This window comes from Xanthomonas sp. 3307, from assembly GCF_014199735.1.
Lineage (GTDB): Bacteria > Pseudomonadota > Gammaproteobacteria > Xanthomonadales > Xanthomonadaceae > Xanthomonas_A > Xanthomonas_A rydalmerensis.
On record NZ_JACHOG010000001.1, the window covers coordinates 572,490 to 591,259 of the forward strand.

Here is an 18,770-nt window from a genome sequence, read left to right on the forward strand (position 1 = left end):
CAGAGCCCACCCGCAAGGGTGGGCTTTTTTTTGCCTCGCGTTCGCGGCCTGCGCAGCCGACCAGGCCAGTGCAGACGCCCCTCCATCTTGCGCGTTCGACAAGCTCCGCCAGGCTCGCGCGGTTTGCGCACGGCAGCGTTCCGATATCGTGTCAGCCAGCACCAATCGCCCATGATGTAATCGCGCCCAGCCGATCCATCGTCGCCGACGCGGGGCATCCGCGTCGGCATCCCCTGATGGCGCACTACGTTTCATGGAGCAGCCAATGCCACGTCGCGACTTCGATCCCGCCACCTTCATCGCGGATGGGCGGCCGGCCACGCAGGCACGGCTGTTCGACGCGGACACGCCGCCGCCGTGGCACGGCGTCGTCGCCGGCGCCGCGCTGGGCGGCGCGGTCACCGTGCTGACCTACGGCACGGATGCGATCGGCGATGGCCCGCCGCGCCATGTCCATCCGTACGACGAGACCTTCGTGGTCCTGGTCGGACGTGCGCGCTTCTTCGTCGGCGACAGCACGCTCGAGGCCGCGGCCGGAGAAGTGGTCTTCGGTCCCGCCGGCGTGCCGCACCGGTTCGAGAACCTGGGTCCGGGCCGACTGCAGACGATGGACATCCATCATTCGCCGACCTGGATCCAGACCGATCTGGACTAGGCGACACCCGCCACGCGCGTAGCGGCAGCGTCGCCGCGCTCAGGAACGCAACGCAAAACATGCCGCCCTTACGTGCAGCGCGCGCAAGGGCGCGCGTCGGACGTGGACGCGATCGCGACCGGTGACGGAGCGGCAGGGACTGGCCGGGCGTACGGTCCGGCCGTTAGGGATAGAACGCCGACAACAGCGCCTTGAGCTCGTCCATATCCTCGCCATAGCGCTGCCAGCGGCCCATGTAGGAACGCGTCATCGACGTGCGCACCTGCACCACGCTGGCGGTGGCCACCGGCGCCTGGTTCTGCTCGAAGTGCAGGCAGGCCTCGTCCCAGGGCAGGCCGCAGAAGTCCAGCAGCCGCCGAGTGGTCGGCTCCTGCGCGGTCACCAGGTCCTCGTAGTCGACCTGCAGGATGCGCTGCGGCAGCACCTCGTTCCAGTGCGCCATCAGCCGGTCGAACATCAGGAAGTAGCGGCCGACGTCCATCAGGTCGAAGGAATAGTCGTAGTACGGCGACGACAGCGCGAACAGCTGGCGGAAGTTGCTCAGGCAGGTGTCCATCGGATCGCGCCGCAGGCACACGATCTTCGCCTTCGGCAAGGCGCGCGCGATGTGGCCGGTATAGAGGAAGTTGTGCGGCAGCTTGTCCACGAAGCGCGGCTTCAGTGCGGTGCCCGGGCGCGTGGATTCGACATAGCCGCGGCCGAGCGCACGCCAGTCCAGTCCCTGCACCTGGCTCAGCGTGGCTTCGTCGAGGATCTCCGGCGACGGCGTGCCGGTCAGGCGCTTGAGCACCACCGAAAAGTTCTGCAGCTCGCCCGCCGAGTGCACCTGCGGATGGCTGGACAGGATCCGGTCCACCAGCGTGGTGCCGCTGCGCGGCATGCCGATCACGAAGATCGGTTCCTCGCTCTCGAAACCCGCCACCGGCGCGTCGTCGGCGCGGAAGCTCCGATGCAGGGCCTCGAACAGGCGCGCATCGCGTTCGGAGGTGTAGCCGCGCGCCCGCTTGTGCACCGACTTGCCCTGCACATAGCCGCGAAAGGCCGCGCGGTAATCGCCGAGGTCCTCGTGCTCCTTGGCCAGCGCCAGGTTCAGGTACAGCACCGCGTCGGGATCGTCGCCGGCCGACGCCAGTGCGGCCTCGAGCAGCGCCAGGTTGTTCTCCTCCGGCGTCCACTTGCGCAGTTGCGACAGCGACAGATACACCTTCCAGTAGCGCGGCTCCAGCGCCAGACAGGCGCGGTACTCGGCCTCGGCCTCCTGCAGCCTGCCGGAGAACAGCAGCGAGGTTCCCAGGTTGTAGCGGAAGCTGGCCTGCTGCGGCGCGGCCTGCACCGCACGCGCGAACGCCTGCAGCGACGCGGCATGTTCGTTGACCTGGCTGTAGACCACGCCCAGCGTGTCCAGGGTATGCGCATCGGTGGGCTGTAGCGCCATCGCGTGATCGGCGAACCGGTGCGCATCCTGCAGGAACCGCCCCATCGCCAGCACCCGCGCCAGTTGCGCCGCGTAGTCGGCGCGCTCGGGATTCAGCGTCGCCGCCTGGTGCAGATGCATGGCCGCGGCCTGCATCTGCTGCAGCTCCAGCGCCGCCACACCGGCAACGAAATGCACGCCCGGATGCTGCGGCAAGGCCTGCAGCAGCTGCTGCGCGATCCGCAGCGCCTGCGGCCAGTCGCTACGATTGAGCGCAGCGATGGCCTGGTTGTAGAGCTGAACCTGTTCGCTCATGGATGCGCCCGATCTCCCCTGAAAGGCTGGCCGCGGCGGCACGCAGGCGCGCGCGGCAGTCTCCGATTATGACCGCAGCGCAGCATTCGCGTGCATGTGCAGTGTCTTCCGCCCGCAACTGACGCATGCAGCCGCAGCGGTGCGAAACGACACCTGCGCAGGTCCAGACACCTCACGACAAGGGGTTGCGCCACACGTCGCCAAAGCGAGCGACACGCCGAGGCTCCCCATACAGCAAGCCCGCTTCAGAAACATGTCATGTAACGCAAATTTTTCGTTACTTTTCCGATTCGTTCATGCTACGGTCAAGAAACGTGAAACGGACCTCACACTCTCTACACGTACCTGTCCAGGAAGGGACCCGGGTACTGCACATGCATCAAGGGGAAATTTGTCAATGTCAGTCAAAGCACCGACTCCCAAGCGGAGTCTTCTGGTCGTTGCTGTGTCCGCCATTCTGGCCCTGCCTGTCGCACCGGCGCTGGCGCAAAGCCAGAACCCGAGCCAGGAATCTGAAACGGAACAACTGACCGAGGCCACCGGCGCCAAGGCGCATACGCTGGACAAGGTGACCGTGACCGGCTCGCGCATCCAGCGCACCGAGGTCGAGGGTCCCTCGCCCGTCACCATCATTTCCGCCACCCAGATCGAGCGCGAAGGCTTCAACACCGTCTTCGACGCGCTGAGCACGCTCACCCAGGCGTCCGGCTCCACCCAGAACGAGCTGTTCCAGGGCGGCTTCACCCCCAACGCCAGCGTGATCAACCTGCGCGGGCTCGGCCCCGGCCGCACCCTGCTGCTGATCAACGGCCGCCGCGCCGCGGACTACCCGCTGCCCTACAACGGCCAGAGCAACTTCGCCAACTTCGGCAACATCCCGGCCGCGGCGGTCGACCGCATCGAGATCCTCGCCGGCGGCGCATCGGCCATCTACGGCTCCGACGCGGTTGCCGGCGTGGTCAACATCATCCTCAAGACCAACTACGAGGGCGACCTGGTCAAGCTGCGCGGCAGCACCCTGACCCGCGGCGGCGGCGACACCGGCGACTTCCAGTGGATCGGCGGCAAGACCGGCGACCGCTGGAGCCTGACCTACGCCTTCGAGTACACCGCTGGCGAGCCGCTGTACGGCTACCAGCGCGACTTCATGGATTCGGCGCTGGACAATCCGTTGCCGCCGGACTTCGTCGGCATCCAGCCGACCGGCACCATGCGCGTGCGCCGTCGTACCGGGTCGACCACCAACTCCTATTTCGCGCCGCCGGCCGGCGCCTGCGAACAGCTGGGCGACGAGTGGGTGCGCTGGAACTACCGCAGCGCCAGCGCCGCCGGCGCCATCACCAACCTCGGCCAGGCCTGCGGCACCTTCAAGGATCCGGCCTACCAGACCATCCGCAACGAGAACAACGACCTGTCCGGCTACGCCTACGGCACCTTCGATTTCGACGGCGGCATGCAGGGCTGGGCCAGCCTGCAGGCCTGGTCGTCCGAGTCCAAGTACACCTCGGGCACCCAGTTCTGGTCCGGCCGCACCAGCGGTGCGCTGTGGTTCGATCCCGGCTTCAACGCGCTGGTCGACGCACAGCGCGTGTTCGCCCCGCAGGAAGCCGGTGGCGTCGAGCACCTGATGGCGCGCAACAAGGAGAAGTCCTACGACTTCGCCGCCGGCCTGCGCGGCAAGTGGGGCGAGCGCTTCGACTGGGATCTGACCCTGTCGCGTGCCGAGTACAAGGTCAAGGTCGACCGGCCGCGCCTGGTGGCGTCGGCGGTCAACGATTACTTCCTCGGCCAGCAGCTGGGCACCCGCGTGGTCGGCGGCGTCTCCTATCCGGTGTATCGCCTGAACCAGCAGCGCTACTACAGCGCACTGACCCCGGACGAGTTCGCGGCGCTGAGCACCACGGTCAAGACCGACGCCAACTCGCACGTCAACCAGGGCAGCTTCGTCCTCTCCGGCGACCTGTTCGAGCTGCCGGCCGGCGCGCTGGGCTTCGCCGGCATCGTCGAAGCCTCGCAGCAGGAGTACAAGCTCAACGCCGACCCGCGCATCCTGCCCGACTACACCGGCGCCGACCGTCCGTACAACCTCACCGGTACCGGCGGCGGCGGCAAGCGCGACCGCTATGCGCTGGGCGTGGAGCTGTCGATTCCGATCCTCAGTTCGCTGAAGGCGCACCTGGCCGGGCGTCTGGACAAGTACGACGACGTCACCGCGGTGGACGACGCCAAGACCTGGAACGCCGGCCTGGAATGGCGTCCGCTGGACAACCTGCTGTTCCGAGGCTCCTACTCCACCAGCTTCCGCGCTCCGGACCTGCATTACGTGTTCGCCGATCGCAGCGGCACGTTCTCCAGCATCTTCGACACCCGTCGCTGCCTGGAAAGCGGCCGCGCCGCGGCGCAGTGCCCGGCCTCGGACACCACGGTGAACTACACCGCCTATGGCGTGCGCCAGGGCACCACCGACCTGTCCGAGGAAACCGGCACTTCGTGGACCGCCGGCTTCGTGTGGGACGTGCTCGACGGCCTGTCGGTCACCGCCGACTACTACGACATCCGCCTGAAGAACGTGGTGGCCGACATCACCTCCACCTACATCCTCGATGGCGAAGCCGGCTGCGTGACCGGGCTGACCCGCAACCGCAACCCGTTCACCCTGGGTGCGCCGGGCTCGGCGTTCTGCAACGACATGCTGTCGCGGGTCAGCCGCCTCAGCGCGCCGGGCACGCCGAACGATGGCCAGATCACCGAGATCCGCCGCGGTCCGATCAACCGCGCCTTCCTCGGCACCAAGGGCATCGATGCATCGCTGGACTACCGCCTCGACACCGACCGGTTGGGCGATTTCCGCTTCCAGGTGGGCTACTCGCACACCCTCGAGCAGAAGTCGGCCGAGTTCAAGGGCGACCCGGTGCTCGACTACCGCGACGACCTGGGCAACTTCGACTTCCGCAGCCGCATCCGCACCACCGCGACCTGGCAGAAGAACGACTGGCAGGCAGCGGTGTTCATGATCCGCTACGGCAGCCTGCCGAACTGGCAGGAGACCGGCCGCATCGCGCCGTACTTCATCTGGAACGCGAACGTGGGCAAGAAGCTGACCGACAAGCTGACGGTCAACTTCTACGTCAACAACGTGTTCGACAAGACCCACCCGAAGGACAGCGGCTACAACACGTATCCGTACTTCTGGCGCGCCTACAGCCCGTATGGCCGCGAAGTGGCGGCGGAGTTCCAGTACCGCTTCCGCTGAGCCGCGCCACCCGCAAGGAAGGTCAGCGAGAGCCCGGCATCCGGGCTCTCGCTGTGTGCAATCATGCAGAGGGATTCTCGTGAAACGACGCGTTGCTTTCTGTGCGTTGGGCCTGTGCCTGCTCGGCGGTATCGCCGCAGCCGCTCCTTCGCCCATTGCGGATTTCGTCAAGCGCCCCACCTACAGCGCGGTGAAGATTTCGCCTGACGGCCAATACCTGGCGCTGACCGTCGACCGCGGCGAGCAGGACGTGCTGACCGTGCTCGGCACGCGCGACCTCAAGCCGATCAAGGTCAACGTACTGCCGGACGGCAAGAGCGTGGGCGCGTTCTACTGGACCGGCCGCAAGCGGCTGCTGTTCACCGCGGTCAAGAAGGTCGGTTCGTTCGAGCGGCCGATGGGCACCGGCGAGTGGTTCGCGGTCGACGCCGACGGCGGCCAGCCGCGCACCCTGATCGAATACGGCACGCAGGGCGTCACCCAGCGCGGCAAGAGCGTGGGCCGCGAATCCTTCGCCCTGCTCGATACGCTGCGCGACGACGAGCAGAACGTGGTCATGCAGGTGCGCTACCCGCGCTCCTCGGAAGGCGCCGGTACCGAAGTGGTGATGATCGACACGCTCAGCGGGCGGCGCAAATCATTGGGCCGCGCGCCGAAGGCGAACTGCTCCATCGCCCTGGACGCCGCCAAGCAGCCGGCCTTCGCCACCTGCCAGAGCGACAAGGACGCCGCCACCGGCTACGACAGCCACAGCGAGGTGTACGCGCTGAAGAACGGCACGTGGGAACTGATCAATGCCAGCAAGGCCGACGGCGCGCGCCTGGACATCGCCTGGTCCACCGCCAACGGCCGCGTCTACGCCACCCGCGACGACGGCAAGGCGCCCGGTGCGTTCGGCTACCTGGATCCACGCAGCGGCGGCTTCGTTTCCCTGTTCCAGGATCCCACCAGCGAGGTCGCGCGCACCATCAACGCCACCGACGGCTCGGACACCGCGCTGGCGGTGGTCACCGAGGCCGGCGCGCCGCAGGTCAAGCTGATCGACGAGGCGCATCCGGATGCGGCGCTGTACGCCAGCCTGGCCGCGGCCTTTCCCGGCCAGTACGTCGATTTCGCCAGCGCCACCCGCAACGGCGACACGATCGTGGTCAGCGTGCGCAGCGACCAGAATCCGGGCGAGCTGTACCTGTACGAACGCGCCACCGGCAAGGCCCGCTTCCTGATGAAGAGCCGGCCGTGGATCGACGCGGCGAAGATGGCCACGATCACGCCGATCCAGTTCACCGCCCGCGACGGGCTGCGCATCCACGGCTACCTCACCGTGCCAGCCGGCGCGCAGGCCAGGCAACTGCCGCTGATCGTCAACGTGCACGGCGGGCCGATGGGGCCGCGCGACACCTGGGGCTTCCATTCCGAGGCGCAACTGTTCGCCAGCCGCGGCTACGCCACCCTGCAACTCAACTACCGCGGCTCCGGCGGCTTCGGCAAGGCGTTCATGGACCGCGCCTACGGGCAGTGGGACGGCGGCATCCTCAACGACATCGTCGACGGCACCCAGTACGCGATCCAGCAGGGCCTGGCCGACAAATCGCGCATCTGCATCTACGGCGGCAGCTTCGGCGGCTACGCGGCGATGATGGCGCCGGTGCGCGCGCCGGGCCTGTTCCGCTGCGCGTTCGGCTACGTCGGCATGTACGACGCCAAGCTCCAGTTGCGGCTCAGCGACACCAGCAAGAGCGAGAGCGGCAGGCGCTACCTGCTGCGCGCGTTCGGCAGCAGCAGCGCCGAGCAGGAGCGGATGTCGCCGATCAACCACGTGCAGGCGCTGACGCTGCCGATCTACCTCGCCGCCGGCGCCCGCGACGATCGCTGCCCGCCGGAGCACACCGAGGCGCTGGCCAAGGCATTGCAGGACGCCGGGCATCCGCCCGAAGGCGTGATCGTGCAATCCGGCGAAGGCCACGGCTTCTACAAGGAAGACAACAACCTCAACCTCTACACCAGGATGCTGGCGTTCTTCGACGCGCATCTGAGCGGTTCCGCGGCACCATCCGACGCATCCGCACAGGCCGGCGCGCCCTGACCCGGAGCCCAGACAACGCCACGGCGCGCCGTCGTGGCCTGCGCGGCGCGCTGCACGCGCTGCGCCTTTCCCTCGCCCTGGTCGCCATGCCAGGGCTTTTTTTTGCCATGCCGCCGGGGGTGGGTCGCCGCTCAGCCGCGCAACAGCGCCATCGCTGCGTTGTGGCCCGGCGCGCCGGTCACGCCGCCGCCGGGATGGGTGCCGGAGCCGCACAGGAACAGGCCCGGAATCGCGCCGCGGTACGCCGCCTGGCCGAGCATCGGGCGCGCACTGAACAACTGGTTGAGGCTCAACGCGCCATGGAAGATGTCGCCGCCGATCAGCCCGAAGGTGCGTTCCAGGTCCAGCGGACTCAGCACCTGGCGGCCCAGCACCGAGGCGGCGAAGCCCGGCGCGTAGCGTTCGACGGTGGCGATCATCAGGTCGGCGACCTCGTCGCGGTGCGTGTCCCAACTGCGCCCGTCGGGCAACTGCGGCGCCACGTGCTGGCAGAACAGGCTGGCCACGTGCTGGCCAGGCGGTGCCAGGCTCTCGTCCAGCGTGCTGGGAATCAGCAGTTCGACGATCGGTTCGCGCGACCAGCCGTGCCGGCGCGCGTCGAGGTACGCGCGGTCCATGTAGTCCAGGCTCGGCGCCAGCACGATGCCGGCGGTGAGGTGGTCGCCCGGTCCCGGCAGCGCACTGAAGCTGGGCAACTGCGACAGCGCCACGTTCATGCGGAACGTGCCCGAACCGCAGCGCCAGTGCGCCATCCGCTCGCGGGTGGCGGCCGGCACGTGCGCCGGATCGAGCAGGCGTTCGTACAGCAGCTTGGGGTTGACGTTGGCGACCACGTGCCGCGCCAGCACCCGCTCGCCCTGCTCGGTGACCACGCCGACCGCGCGCCCGCCCTCGACCAGGATCTCGCGCACGCCGGCATCGGTGCGGATGCGTGCGCCGGCCGCGGTGGCGGCGTGGGCCATGGCCTGGGTGATCGCGCCCATGCCGCCCAGCGCATGGCCCCAGGCGCCCTTCACCCCATTGCTCTCGCCGAACACGTGGTGCAGCAGCACGTAGGCCGATCCCGGCGTATACGGGCTGGCGTAGTTGCCGACGATGCCGTCGAAGCCGAACAGCGCCTGCGCCGCATCGCTCTCGAACCAGCGCTGCAGATACTCGGCGGCGGAGATGGTGAACAGGTCCAGCAGGTCCTGGCGCAGCTCCGCATCCAGCGCATGCAGGCGGCGGCCGAGGCGGCCGGCGCGCAGCAGTTCGGGCAGCGCCTGCAGCCAGCCGCCGTCGGTGACGTTGGGCGGCGGCTGCAGGGCCAGCGCGCGCAGCACGTCGGCGATGCCCTCCAGCCGCGCCTCGTAGGCCGGCAGGCGCGCGGCGTCGCGCGCGGAGAACTTGGCCAGTTCGGCCTGGGTGCAGCCGGCGCCGGTCAATAGATAACGCCCGTCCGGCAGCGGCAGGAAGTTGTTGCGCCGGCGCGGCACGATGCGCAGGCCGTGCGCCGCCAGGTCGAGATCGGCGATCACCTTGGGCTGCAGCAACGACACCGTGTAGGACGCCACCGAGTTGCGGAAGCCGGGGTGGAACTCCTCGGTGACCGCAGCGCCGCCGACCACACCGCGCCGCTCCAGCACGGTCACCTTCCAGCCGGCCCGCGCCAGGTAGGCGGCGCAGACCAGGCCGTTGTGGCCTGCCCCCACGATCAGGGCATCGCATGGCGGTTCGCGGGTCATGGCCGCATGGTAAGCCAGTGCCGGCGAGCCTGCCGAACCGGCAGGCGGGGATGCCCTCTCATGGTCCAATGCCGGGGCCGCCCATGACCTTCGACACCCCTGAAACCTCCCGCGGCGGCGTAGAGTCTCGCCACGGCCCGAGCGGGCCATCCTTTTATCCACGTTGGCCTGGAGCCTGCCTGTGACCCTTCGCAATCCCAAGATGCTGCTGTTGACCCTGGCCGTGAGCACCGCGCTGAGCGGCTGCGGCAAGCACGACGATGCCGCCCCCGCAGCCGATGCCGCCAAGCCCGCGACCGCCGCCCCGGCCGCCGCTGCGGCGCCGGCCGAGCTCAAGCTCGACACCAGCAAGCTGCCGGCCTACAACGCGTTCAGCGTCAACGACCTGGACGCCAGCAAGAACGCCTGTGACGACTTCAACGGCTACGTCAACGGCAAGTGGCTGGCCGCCAACGAAATTCCCAAGGACCGCAGCAGCTGGGGCGCGTTCTCGATCCTGGACGAGCGCTCGGTGGCCGTGCAGCACCAGCTGGCCGAACAGGCCGCCGCCGCGGCCAACCCGCAGGGCGTGGAAAAGATCGTCGGCGACTTCTGGTCCTCGGGCATGGACGAAGCCAAGATCAACGCTCAGGGCATCGAGCCGCTGAAGGCCGACCTGGCCGCGATCGACGGCCTCAAGGATGGCCCGGCGATCGCCGAGTACCTGCGCCAGAGCGCGGCCAAGGGCGAGAACGGCCTGTTCGGCTTCGGTGCCGAGGCCGACTTCAAGAACTCGACGATGAACATGGCCTACGCCATGCAGGGCGGCCTCGGCCTGCCCGACCGCAGCTACTACGTCGACGCCGACAAGCAGGACAAGCTCAAGGCCTACCAGGCGCACGTGGCCAAGGTGCTGGAACTGGCCGGCGTGCCGGCCGCCGACGCGGCCAAGCAGGCGCAGGACGTGGTGGCGCTGGAAACCCGTCTGGCCAAGGTGTCCAAGTCCAGCGAGCAGCTCTCGCGCGACGCCGAACTGGCCTACAACCCGGTCACCCCGGCCGATGCCGACAAGCTGACCCCGAACTTCCCCTGGACCAAGTTCTTCGAGTCGCAGGGCGTGGCCGTGCCGGAGAAGTTCTCGCTGGCGATCCCGGCCTTCCACCAGGAAGTGAGCAAGGCGCTGGGCGACACCGACCCGTCGGTGTGGCGCGCCTACCTGCGCTTCCACACCGTGGACAGCGCCTCGCCGTACCTGAGCGATGCCTTCGCGCAGGAAAACTTCGCCTTCTACGGCAAGGAACTCAACGGCCAGGCGGAGATGAAGCCGCGCTGGAAGCGCGTGCTCGGCAGCATCGAGAACGGCGCCGGCGAGGCGATGGGCCAGATGTACGTCAAGGTCGCCTTCTCGGCCGACGACAAGGCCAAGATGCAGCAACTGGTGCAGAACCTGAGCCAGGCGCTGAAGGCGCGCCTGGAGAAGCTGACCTGGATGAGCGACGAGACCAAGGCCAAGGCCCTGGAGAAGTGGAAGACCTTCACCCCGAAGATCGGCTACCCGGACAAGTGGCGCGACTACGCCAGCCTGAGCACCCAGCGCGACAGCTACCTGGACAACGTGCGCGCCGCCACCGCGTTCAACTACAAGTACAACCTGGGCAAGATCGGCAAGCCGGTGGACAAGACCGAGTGGGGCATGACCCCGCAGACGGTCAACGCCTACTACAACCCGCTGCAGAACGAGATCGTGTTCCCGGCGGCGATCCTGCAGCCGCCGTTCTTCGACCCCAAGGCCGACGACGCGTTCAACTACGGCGGCATCGGCGCAGTGATCGGCCACGAGATGACCCACGGCTACGACGACCAGGGCGCGCGCTTCGGGCCGACCGGCAACTTCGAGAACTGGTGGACCCCGGCCGACGCCAAGAAGTTCTCCGCGCTCACCGGCAAGCTGGTGCAGCAGTTCGACGGGTACGAGGTCGACGGCAAGCACGTCAACGGCAAGCTGACCCTGGGCGAGAACATCGCCGACCTGGGCGGCATCACCACCGCCTACGACGCCATGAAGAAGGCCACCGAGGGCAAGGACGACCCGAAGGTCGGCGGCATGACCCGCGACCAGAACTTCTTCATCAACTGGGCCACCGTGTGGCGCACCAAGTACACCCCGCAGAACGCGATGGTGCGCCTGACCACCGACCCGCACGCCCCGGCGCAGTTCCGCGCGATCGGCGCGCCGTCGAACCTGGAGGCCTTCGCCACCGCGTTCCAGTGCAAGCCGGGCACGCCGATGGTGCGCAGCGGCGACAAGCGCGTGGTGATCTGGTAAGCGACAGCGTCACCGTCGTCTCGCGAAAAGGCCCGGCATGTCCGGGCCTTTTCTTTGCGTGGCTGCCGGCCTGCGACAGCGGCCGCGCTGCCGCCCGCCCTGCCCGGCCGCCGGCGCCCGTGGTTGCCGGCGTCCCTCGCTGAATCCGGTTGGCACCTGCACGCGCGTCATCGCCACAGTTGCACACCGCGGCTTGTTAAACTCCGCCGACTTTAATCCTGACCGGATGCGTTCCCGATGCCCAATGCCCGTCCGCTTGCCCTCGCCGTCGCCCTCGGCCTGATCGCCCTCGCCTCCGCCGCCGATGCCGCGCCCAAGAAGAAGCGCGCCGCCGCGCCCAAGGCCCCGCCGATCAGCGCCGCCTGCAGCGACTTCTACGACGATGCCAACGCCGACTGGCTGAAGCAGAACCCGGTGCCGCAGACCGGCGCGGTCACCGCGCTGGGCCAGCTCGCCGAGCGTGCGCAGCAACAGCAGCGCGACCTGCTCGACGCCTCCATGCAGTCGCCGCAGAACGCGGTGCAGAAGGCGCTGGGCGACTTCTGGGCCAGCGGCCTGGACGAGGCCGCGGTGGAGAAGGACGGCTCCAACCCGATCGCGCCGCTGCTCGGCCGCATCGATGCGATCAAGAAGGCCAAGGACGTACCGGCCTCGATCGCCGCGCTGCACCAGATCGGCATCCCGGTCGCGTTCAACTTCGGCGCCGACGTCGACCTGAAGGCGCTGGACCGCCACATCGGCTACTTCATGCAGGGCGGCATGGGCCTGCCCGACCCGGCCTTCTACACCCGCACCGACGCCGACACCATGGCGCTGATGGGCCGCTACCGCACCTACGTCAAGCAGATCCTGACCCTGACCGGCACCCCGGCCGACCGGCTCGAGGCCGACGCCCAGTCGGTGCTGCAGATCGAGACCGCGCTGGCGCGCAGCGCCAAGTCGCTGGCCGGCATCAACAACCCGTTCAACAACTACGCGCCGATCTCGACCAAGGAGTTGAACAAGCAGTACCGCAACCTGCAGCTCGACGCCTTCCTCAAGGCGCAGGGCGTCAACGACGACCTGGTGTCGATGGCCGACCCGGACATGTTCAAGCAGCTCGACGGCATGATCGTCAGCATCAAGCCCGAGCAGTGGAAGGCCTACCTGCGCTGGCGTGTGGGCGATGCGATGGCACCGTACCTGTCCAAGAGCTTCCGCGACGCCAGCTTCGAGTTCCGCGGCCGCGTGCTGCAGGGCCAGGTCGCGCCGCCGCCGCGCTGGGCGCAGGTGCTTGACGCGATCAACGTCGCCGCCGGTCCGATGCTGGGCCGCGAGTACGTGGCGCGCTACCTGTCGGCCGACACCCGCCGCCAGGCCGAGACCATCGCCGGCCAGATCCGGGACGCGCAGATCGCCGCGGTCAAGCGCAGCACCTGGCTGAGCGAACCGGCGCGCACCGAGGCACAGGCCAAGCTGGCCGCGCTGAAGATCGAGATCGGCGCGCCGCGCCGCGACCTCGACTACACCCTGCAGCCGATGGGCCGCGGCAGCTTCGGCGGCAACATGCTGATCGCCTCCACCTGGCGCCACCGCGAGGAGATGAAGCGCATCGGCAAGGGCAACGCCGACCGCCGCTGGGACGTGCTGCCGCAGCAGCCGGCGCTGACCTACGACCTCGCGCAGAACCGTCTGATCGTCACCGCCGCGGTGCTGCAGCCGCCCGTGTATGCGGCCGGCAGCGACGGCGCGGCGCTGTACGGCGCCTACGGCGCGATGGTCGCGCACGAGCTGATCGGCGCCATCGACAGCAAGGGCAGCCTGGTCGACGCGCAGGGCCAGTTGCGCAACTGGTGGACCCCGGAAGACAAGAGCGCCTGGAACGCGCTGGCCGCCCGTACCGCCGCCCAGTACGGCGCCTACGACTTCCCCGGCGTGAAGGGCGCCAAGGTCAACGGCCCGCTGACCCAGGACGAGGACCTGACCGACATCGGCAGCGTCGAACTGGCCTGGCAGGCCTACAGCGCGGCGCAGCCGGCGGCCAGCGAGGCCGGCAAGCAGGCGTTCTACAAGGCCTGGGCCGGCCTGTGGGCGCAGCAGCTGTCGCCGACCGACGCCGTGCAGCGGGTCACCGCCGACGTGCACGCACCGGGCCGCTGGCGCACCAACGGCGCGCTGGCCAACCTGCCCGCCTTCGCCGCGACCTTCACCTGCAAGCCGGGCCAGCCGATGGTGCGCAGCGAGGCCGAGCAGATCCACCTGTGGCCGTGAGCCGGCGCCGGCGCTAGCCGCCGGCCAGGCACACAGCACGACGGCGCGGGCAACCGCGCCGTCGTGCGTTCAGGGGTCGGGAAATGCATCGGCTGCTGTGCCGGCGATGCACAGCAGGCAGCAACGGCCTTGCGGTGAAAAATTGACTGCCCCTCTCCTACCGGGGCGACAGGGCACGGCGTGCGCGCCACTGGCGCGCGTGCCCTGGAGCGCCCGCGTCGCAAGCGCGGGCCGGGGCGCGAAGCGGGGGTTGGGGTGAGGGTACGGCGCGCGTAGCGCATGCGCCGCGCCGGCAATGCGAGGCTTCGCCCGTACCCTCATCCGCCCCTGCGGGGCACGTTCCCCCGCAAAAGGGGCCATGGTCCCGACGGGAGAAGGGAAAAGCCGATTGCCCCGCGCGCGCCGCGTGGAGTTGCACTTGCCTATGCGGTCGCTGCGCTCAGCGCACGATGCGCGGGCGCGGCGGCTTGCGCTTGCCGAACGGCGGCTGGCCGCGCCAGTAGCGGATCATCAGCCAGCCGAACAGCATGCCGCCCAGGTGCGCGAAATGCGCCACGCCGGGCTGCCAGCCGGTGAAGCCCAGCAGCAGTTCCAGCGCACCGAACACGATGACGAAGGTCCGTGCCTTCATCGGGATCGGCGGGAACAGCAGCACCACCCGCTGATTGGGGAACAGCATGCCGAAGGCCAGCAGCAGGCCGAAGATGCCGCCGGAGGCGCCCAGCGTCGGATACGGCTCGCTGCCGTTGCTGAGCATCCACCAGCCGACCAGCAACTGGCACAGGCCGGCACCGACCACGCAGACCAGGTAATAGGTCAGGAAGCGCTTGTTGCCCCAGGTCTGCTCCAGCGGCCCGCCGAACATGTACAGCGCCAGCATGTTGAACAGCAGGTGCGAGAAACTGCCATGCAGGAAGCCGTAGGTCAGCAACTGCCAGAGCTGGAAGTTCTCCCCCGGCGAGAACGCATCGAAGGCACCGATCGGCCACAGCATGAAGGGAGAGAACGTGTCCGTGCCAAGCAGCATCTGCAGCAGGAACACCACGACGTTGCCGATCAGCAGCGCTTGGGTGACGGGCGGAAGTCTGGGAAACATGGTCGGGTCCGTGGCAACTGTCCCCATCATAGCCGCTCGCCAGAGACTCCTTGCCGAAACATCGCCTGCGCTTCGCACCCCGACGCTCACCCCAACTCCTCGCCCGGAGGGAAAGGGGCTTGTACTCCCTTCTCCCGCCGGGACCATGGCCCCCTTTTGCGGGGGAAGGTGCCCCGAAGGGGCGGATGAGGGTACGGGCGCAGCCTCGCGCAGCTGAAACACCGCATGCGCTTCGCGCCCGACCCTCACCCCAACCGATCTCCCGGGAGGGAGAGGGACTTGTACCCCTTCTCCCGTCGGGAGAAGGTGCCCCGCAGGGGCGGATGAGGGTACGGGCGCAGCCTCGCGCAGTTGAAACACCGCATGCGCTTCGCGCCCCGACCCTCACCCCACCCCCTCCCGGAGGGAGAGGGGCTTGTACTCCCTTCTCCCGTCGGGAGAAGGTGCCCCGAAGGGGCGGATGAGGGTACGGGCGAAGCCTCGTGCAGTTGAAACACCGCATGCGCTTCGCGCCCGCCCCTCACCCCAACCCCTCTCCCGGAGGGAGAGGGGCTTGTATTCCCCTTTCTCCCGCCGGGAGAAGGTGCCCCGAAGGGGCGGATGAGGGTACGGGCGCAGCCTCGCACAGCTGAAACACCGCATGCGCTTCGCGCCCGCCCCTCACCCCAACCCCTCTCCCGGAGGGAAAGGGGCTATAAGCCACCACCTGAATCCGGCCTCTTTCTCCCGCCTGGGGGACCGGACGCCGCAGTTCTCGTGAGTGTCGCTACCGCGGCCCCCACACCTCGGCATCGAGATCACTCACCTGCGCCGGCGCACGCTTCACCCGTCCACTCTGCACCACCACGCCTTCGGCGCGCAGGCGCTGGCATTGTTCGCGGTAGCCAGGCGAGCCTTCCGGAAAGGCGATGCGGCCGTCGCTGCGCAGCACCCGGTGCCAGGGCAGCGTGGCGTCGGCGTTGCCGCCGAGCAGGCGTGCGACCAGGCGTGCGCGTCCCGGCAAGCCGGCCAGCATCGCCACTTCGCCATAGCCGCGCACTTGCCCCGGTGGAATCGCCCGGATCGTTACCAGGATCCGCGCATGCGCCTCGGCCGCCGTCATCGTCGCGACCGGCGCCGACGCATCCGCTGCGGGCAACCGCCGTGCACTCATGCCGGCTGCGCCCGCACGGGACGAGACACCAGCAGCACTCCGACCAGCACCAGCACGGTGCCGGCGATCTGCCACGGCCCCATCGCCTCGCCCAGCAGCAACACGCTGAGCACGATGGTCGAGACCGGGCCGAGCATGCCGATCTGCGACGCCAGCGCCGAGCCGATGCGCTGCACCGCCAGCATCGTCGCCAGCACCGGCACCGCCGTGCACAGCGTGCCGTTGAGCAGCGACAGCGCATAGACCGGCGCCGGCAAGGCCAGCGCGTGCAGCGGCCGCAGCAGCAGGAACTGGGCGATGCACAGCGCGCAGGCAACCAGGCTGGCATAGGCGGTCAGTCGCACCGCGCCGACCCGCGCCACCAGTTGGCCGCTGCCGACCAGATACGCCGCATAGGCCAGTGCGCTGCCGAACACCAGCAGGCTGCCCCAGGCGGTGCGCGCGCCGCCGATGCGCAGGTCGTGGCCGAACGCCAGCAGCACGCCCAGATAGCTCAGCGCCAGCGCCCACAACTGGCGCCGCTGCGGCCGTCGCCGCCACAGCAGCACGCCGATCAGCAGCACCAGGGTCGGAGTGAGGTACAGGATCAGCCGCTCCAGGGTCGCGGTGATGTAGGCCAGGCCGAGGAAGTCCAGGAAACTGGCCAGGTAATAGCCGAGCACGCCCAGTGCGACGATCCGCCAGCGATCACCCGGCTGCAGCGGTGGCGCACGCCGGGCCGCCCACAGCGCCATCGCCGCGAAGCACGGCAGCGCCACCAGCATGCGCAAGGCCAGCAGGGTTACCGCATCGACGCCGTAGCGGTAACCGAGCTTGACGATGATGGCCTTGCCGGAAAACGCGATCGCGCCGCCGGCGGCGAGCAACACGCCGCCCAGGCTGGCCTGCGTGGCGGCGGGGGCGACGGCAGTGGGCGCGCCGGGCGCGCTCATCGCGCAGCGCCGCGGCAAGGAGAAGAGGACACGTGCATGCCGCCATTCTACGGCGCTGCGGTCAGCCAGCCGTCGGATCGCCGCGGCCTCAGCGCCTCACCTCCTCAGCGCATCAGCACCACTTCCTCGGCCGAGGTCGGATGGATCGCCACGGTGTCTTCCAGTTGCTGCTTGGTCACGCCCAACTTCAATGCCACCGCGAAGCCCTGCAGGATCTCGTCGGCGCCATCGCCGAGCAGGTGGATGCCGACCACGCGCTCCTCCGCGCCGACGCACACCAGCTTGAACAGGCTGCGCTGCGGCGAATCGGCCAGCGCCTGCAGCATCGGCCGGAAGTTGCTGCGGTACACGGTGACCGCGTCGGCGCCATAGCGCTCGCGCGCCTGCTCCTCGCCCAGCCCCACCTGGCCGAGCGGCGGGTGCGAGAACACCACGCTGGGCACGTTCTCGTAGTCCAGCCGCGCCTGCGGCCGGTCGCCGAACACGCGGTCCATCAGCTTGCGCCCGGCGGCGATCGCCACCGGGGTCAGGCCGACCTTGCCGGCCACGTCGCCGATCGCGTACAGCCCCGGCACGTCGGTGTTCTGGTACGCGTCCACCACGATCTCGTGCTTGTCGCCCAGGCGCACGCCCAGCGCTTCCAGGCCGAGGTCGCGCGTGTTGGGGCGGCGGCCGATCGCGAAGAACACACGATCGACGCGCTCACCTGGCTGTCCCTGCGCATCGACCACGCACAGGTCCTCGCCGTTGCGACGCAGGGCGCTGGCGCGGTAGCCGAAATGCAGGCGCACGCCCTGGTGGCGCAGATTGTCGGCGAGCTGCCGCGCCAGTTCCGCGTCGAACCGCTCCAGCAGACGCTCGCCCTGCACGTACAACTCCACGCGACTGCCCAGCGCCTGCAGCAGGCCGGCCAGTTCCACCGCAATGTAGCCACCACCGACGATGGCCACGCGCGGCGGCGCCTCGCACAGATTGAAGAAATCGTCGGAGATCAGGCCCAGCTCGGCGCCTTCGATATTCGGCCGCGCCGCATGCGCGCCCGTGGCGATCACCACGTGATTGGCGCTGACCCGCACGCCATCGTCGCATTCGACGGTGTGCGCATCGATCAGTCGCCCGCGCCGCGGGATCAGCACCACGCCATCGGCATCCAGGCGCCGCCGGTAGCTGGCGTGGATGTTGCCGATGTAGCCCTGGCGATGCGCCACCAGTTCCGTCCACGACAGCGTGGCCTCGGGAATGGCGAACCCGACCGCGCGCGCCAGGTCGATGCGTTCGACCAGGTCCGCTGCCAGCCACATCGCCTTCTTCGGCACGCAGCCGACGTTGACGCAGGTGCCGCCGAGCGCACTCGGCTCCAGGATCGCCACCCGCGCGCCATGGCTGGCGGCGCGGAACGCGGTGGCCAGGCCGCCGGAACCGCCGCCCAGCACCAGCAGGTCGTAATCGCGGATCGGCGCGCTCACGGCGCACGCTCGGCGCGCGGCGGGGTGGCATCGCTGGCGGGCATGCGTCCGCCTCTGACATCGTCCATCGGTGGTCCTGTCGCTCACATCGGTCGCCGCGGAGCATGCCATGGCCAACCGCGCG

Annotated in this window: 11 protein-coding genes; 5 read left to right on the top strand and 6 right to left on the bottom strand. The window is 69.0% G+C overall.

What is annotated here, in order from left to right:
- Nucleotides 1-265: 265 nt before the first annotated feature.
- Nucleotides 266-655 carry a cupin domain-containing protein gene (locus tag GGR64_RS02415; protein ID WP_160968357.1) on the top strand — a complete coding sequence of 130 codons (390 nt, stop codon included), beginning with the start codon at nt 266-268 and terminating at the stop codon, nt 653-655.
- A 163-nt stretch (nt 656-818) separates the two neighbouring features.
- Here the strand turns inward: GGR64_RS02415 and GGR64_RS02420 are convergent, their stop codons facing one another.
- Nucleotides 819-2,384, bottom strand: coding sequence for a sulfotransferase (locus tag GGR64_RS02420; protein WP_184643729.1), 1,566 nt, complete (start codon nt 2,382-2,384; stop codon nt 819-821).
- Between the two features lie 445 nt (nt 2,385-2,829).
- On the opposite strand from GGR64_RS02420, the gene GGR64_RS02425 reads away from it, so the two are divergent.
- On the top strand, nt 2,830-5,637 hold the full coding sequence (locus tag GGR64_RS02425; RefSeq protein ID WP_184643731.1) for a TonB-dependent receptor: 2,808 nt from the start codon (nt 2,830-2,832) through the stop codon (nt 5,635-5,637).
- A 79-nt stretch (nt 5,638-5,716) separates the two neighbouring features.
- Nucleotides 5,717-7,720, top strand: coding sequence for a S9 family peptidase (locus tag GGR64_RS02430; protein WP_326520295.1), 2,004 nt, complete (start codon nt 5,717-5,719; stop codon nt 7,718-7,720).
- Nucleotides 7,721-7,851: 131 nt separating this feature from the next.
- Here the strand turns inward: GGR64_RS02430 and GGR64_RS02435 are convergent, their stop codons facing one another.
- Entirely contained in the window at nt 7,852-9,444 is a 1,593-nt protein-coding gene (locus tag GGR64_RS02435) for an NAD(P)/FAD-dependent oxidoreductase (RefSeq protein ID WP_184643733.1), read from the bottom strand.
- 202 nt (nt 9,445-9,646) lie between these two features.
- On the opposite strand from GGR64_RS02435, the gene GGR64_RS02440 reads away from it, so the two are divergent.
- Nucleotides 9,647-11,749, top strand: a complete 2,103-nt coding sequence (locus GGR64_RS02440; protein ID WP_184449385.1) for a M13-type metalloendopeptidase — start codon at nt 9,647-9,649, stop codon at nt 11,747-11,749.
- A gap of 237 nt (nt 11,750-11,986) precedes the next feature.
- Nucleotides 11,987-13,999 carry a M13 family metallopeptidase gene (locus GGR64_RS02445; RefSeq protein WP_167087538.1) on the top strand — a complete coding sequence of 671 codons (2,013 nt, stop codon included), beginning with the start codon at nt 11,987-11,989 and terminating at the stop codon, nt 13,997-13,999.
- 439 nt (nt 14,000-14,438) lie between these two features.
- Here the strand turns inward: GGR64_RS02445 and GGR64_RS02450 are convergent, their stop codons facing one another.
- The 4 genes from GGR64_RS02450 to gorA all read right to left on the bottom strand — a co-directional run bounded on the left by GGR64_RS02450 (nt 14,439) and on the right by gorA (nt 18,646).
- Nucleotides 14,439-15,095, bottom strand: a complete 657-nt coding sequence (locus tag GGR64_RS02450) for a rhomboid family intramembrane serine protease (protein ID WP_160968345.1) — start codon at nt 15,093-15,095, stop codon at nt 14,439-14,441.
- 766 nt (nt 15,096-15,861) lie between these two features.
- Nucleotides 15,862-16,248, bottom strand: coding sequence for an MGMT family protein (locus GGR64_RS02455; RefSeq protein WP_184643735.1), 387 nt, complete (start codon nt 16,246-16,248; stop codon nt 15,862-15,864).
- A complete protein-coding gene (locus GGR64_RS02460) occupies nt 16,245-17,180 on the bottom strand; it encodes a DMT family transporter (RefSeq protein WP_184643737.1) in 936 nt (311 codons plus the stop codon). The genes GGR64_RS02455 and GGR64_RS02460 overlap by 4 nt, the downstream gene beginning before the upstream one ends.
- Nucleotides 17,181-17,284: 104 nt before the next feature.
- Nucleotides 17,285-18,646 (bottom strand): glutathione-disulfide reductase, encoded by a 1,362-nt coding sequence (gene gorA / locus GGR64_RS02465; protein WP_184643739.1) that lies wholly within the window; start codon nt 18,644-18,646, stop codon nt 17,285-17,287.
- Nucleotides 18,647-18,770 lie beyond the last annotated feature (124 nt).